We start from the raw sequence: 3042 nt of genomic DNA, 5'->3' as shown, positions 1-3042 counted from the left end.
CCCCGTGTCCGTCCTCGCCGCCTCCGAGGCCGGCCGGGCGCGCCGTCCCCGCGCCGCGTACCGCAGCCGGCCACCCCACGACGCGTCCGATGCGCGTTCGTGTGCGGGCTCGCTGGTCGCGGCGTCGCCCGGCGCCGTCCCGTTGTGCCGCTCATGACCGGCGTCCGTGCCCGGCTCGTCCAGTCGCTCAAGCCGGATCACGGTGAGCCGCTGCATGGCGTCGCGGCGAGCCCATGGCACGACCTCCTGAGCATCGTGCCGCGGCGCAGGCTCCGCCGAGGGCCGCTCGTCGCCGAGCTGTTCGAGCCGCGACGTGGTCAGCTGGCGCAGCGCGTCGCGGGCGCGGATCCAGGCCGGCCCGCTCTGCTCGCGCGGCTCGGGCTCGGGCTTGGGCGCCTCGGCCGCGGGCGCCGGCTCCTGGTCGAGTTCATCCAGCCGCGACGCGGTGAGGCGGCGCAGCGAGTCGCGCGCGCGGATCCAGGCCGGCCCACTCTGCTCCTCAGCGCCGGGATCGGCCGGCGGTGCCGCGTGCACCGGGTCGGCCGGCGGTGCCGCGTGCACCGGGTCGGCCGGCGGCGCCGGGTCCACCGGGTCGGCCGGCGGTGCCGCGTCCACTGGGTCGGCCGGCGGCGCCGCGCCCACCGGTTGCTCCCGCGACTCGTCGACCGTCTCCCGCTGGGCGGACGCCCCGCCGACCGCCGCCCGGAGCCGCGCCGCCCACCCGCGCTGAGGCCGGTCCGCCGCGGCGGCGGACCGCCCGGCACTCGTGGTCTGCGCCGGTGACGCGGCCGGACGTGCGGTCGGTTGCGTCGGTGCTGTGGGCGGCTGAGACAGAACGGCGGCTGGCTGGCCGATGCGGTTGTCGCGGTCGCGACGGGATGCGGCGAGGCGCCGGCTGACGGCGCGCCGCAGCTCCAGCTTCGATCGGCTCACGCCGGCCACCGATGCCGATTCCCCCGCCGCCCCGGCGTCGTCGGGCTTCGTGCTCCGTGCGGCGGCGCCAGCGGCCGCGACGTCCGGGGTGCCGGAGGTCTCTCCAGCCGCCGTGTCCGGCTCGCCGGCATCGTGCCTGGTATTGGTCTCTGGCGCTGCCGTGCCTTGCGTGACGCCTGCGTCCAGCGATGCAGGAGTAGCCGATGTGCCCCGTGCCGCAGTACTCGCCGACTCGTCAGGCGACTGGTTGCGGCCCAGCGCGGTAGCTGCGCCCGCCGCGGCGTCGACGCCCGCTGTGTCGACCGTGCCTGCTGTGCCCTGCGCGGCCGTCGTTTCCGATGCAGCCGGCGCTACAGGAGTGGCCGGCGTGCCAGGTGGTGTCGGGCTCGCCGCCGCGTCAGTCGACTGGGCGCGGCCCAACGCGGTGGACGTGCCCGGCGCGGCATGGGCGCCCGCCGCGTCGAGCCTGCCTGCTGTGCCCTGTGGGTCGGTCGGTTCTGATGCAGCCGGCGCTACAGGAGTGGCCGGCGTGGCACGTGGTGCAGTCGTCTCCGATGCGGCTTCTGATCGGTCGCCTGCTGCGGTCGCTGTATCCGACGTGGCCGCGGTGCCCGGTGCGTCGATCGTGCCTGGCGCGGCCGCGCCTTGCGTGACGCCAGCGTCCGGCGATGCAGGAGTGGCTGCCGTGCCACGCGCTGCGGCGGTCTCCGGCGCGGCATCCGATCGATCGCGGCCTTGTGCGTTGGGTGTGCCCGACACAGTGGCGCCCGTTGCGTTGACCGTGCTTGGTGTGGCCTGTGAGGCAGTCGTCTCCGATGCAGCCGGCGATACCGGAGTGGCCGGTGCGCCACGTGGTGCAGCGCTCTTCGGCGTGTCACTCGATTGGTCGCGGCCCAGCGCGGTGGGCGTGCCCGAGGAGGAGACAGCGCCCGCTGCGGCGCCGCCCGGCATGGAGGCGCGCGGAGCGGTGACACCCGTGTCCGAGGCGGTGGTGTCGGGCGCAGCCACCGAGTCGGCGCGGACGTCGGCCGGATCCGCTCCGGCAGCGCCTGGGCGGCCCATCCGCCGGACGGCGGCGAGCCGGCGGGTGAGGGCACCGCGGAGTTGGGCGGGCGAGCGTCCCGCGACGGTGATCTCGCGCGGCGGCGGCGACTGCCGCCGCCGGCCCCGGAGCGCCGACGAGCCGGCCACCTCCGACGAGCCGGCCACCTCCGACGAGCCGGCCACCTCCGACGAGGCCGGTTGAACCGGCTCCGACCGCGCCGGCGGCGCCGGCCGCGCGCGCGGCTCCACCGGCGGCGCCGGGCGCGTGCGCGGCTCGTCGAACCGGCGGTTGATCACACCCTCGGGGCGACTCGGGGACTGGGCGGCGACCCTGGCCGGCCGCGGCTCCGGCTGCACCGCCCGCGCCTCAGCCGCGACCCGCGGCCGTGCGGGGGCAAACCGCCGCTTGACGGCGACGCGCAGGCGCACCCGGGCCCGATCGGCGATCGCCAGGGTCGCCAGCGCCCCCGTCGCCGCGACGACGACCGTGGCCACCGGGCGCAGCTCCGCCGGGATCCGCGCCAGCGGCCCCCAGCCCTCGAACGTCCCCAGCGCCGCCAGCCCCGCCAGGATCGCCGACGCCACGATGCCGCCGCGATGCGGACGAGGCACCTCCGGCGCGGGCTGGGCCTCCCAGGCGATCAGCGCGCCCATCGCCGCCAGCGCGAAGCCGAGCACGCTGCCCAGGCCGCCGAGGTCGGCGATCCCCATGATGAGACCGGCGGTCACCAGCAGCCGCGACGGAAGTCCGGCATGGTCGCGACGGCGGGCCGGGAACCACGCGATGATGGTGCCGAGGCCGAGCAGCAGCACCACGCCGGCGATGGCGAGGCGGAGGCTGTTGTCGGCGTCGAACATATCCGACATTCGACCATGAAGAAGGTCGGTGGCGCAGCCGGGCCGCGCCGCATCTAGGCTTTCTGTCGTGCTCATCGCCGCCGCGATCTGCCCATATCCGCCTCTAATGGTGGCTTCCGACGACACCAGGCTGGACGGTCTGCGGGCCGCCTGCTGGTCCGCACTGGCCGACCTGCGCGCCGCTAGCCCGGACCTTCTGGTCATCGT

At 76.5% G+C, this 3042-nt stretch carries 1 protein-coding gene; it reads right to left on the bottom strand.

Annotated features, from left to right (window positions below; all coding sequences use genetic code 11):
* A partial coding sequence (locus tag C1I92_RS33555; RefSeq protein WP_146605383.1) for a hypothetical protein occupies positions 1 to 2835 on the bottom strand: 2835 nt, incomplete at its 3' end.
* Between the last annotated feature and the right edge of the window lie 207 nt (positions 2836 to 3042).

The organism is Jiangella anatolica (assembly GCF_003236295.1).
GTDB lineage: Bacteria > Actinomycetota > Actinomycetes > Jiangellales > Jiangellaceae > Jiangella > Jiangella anatolica.
This window is presented reverse-complemented; position numbering and strand designations above follow the sequence as displayed.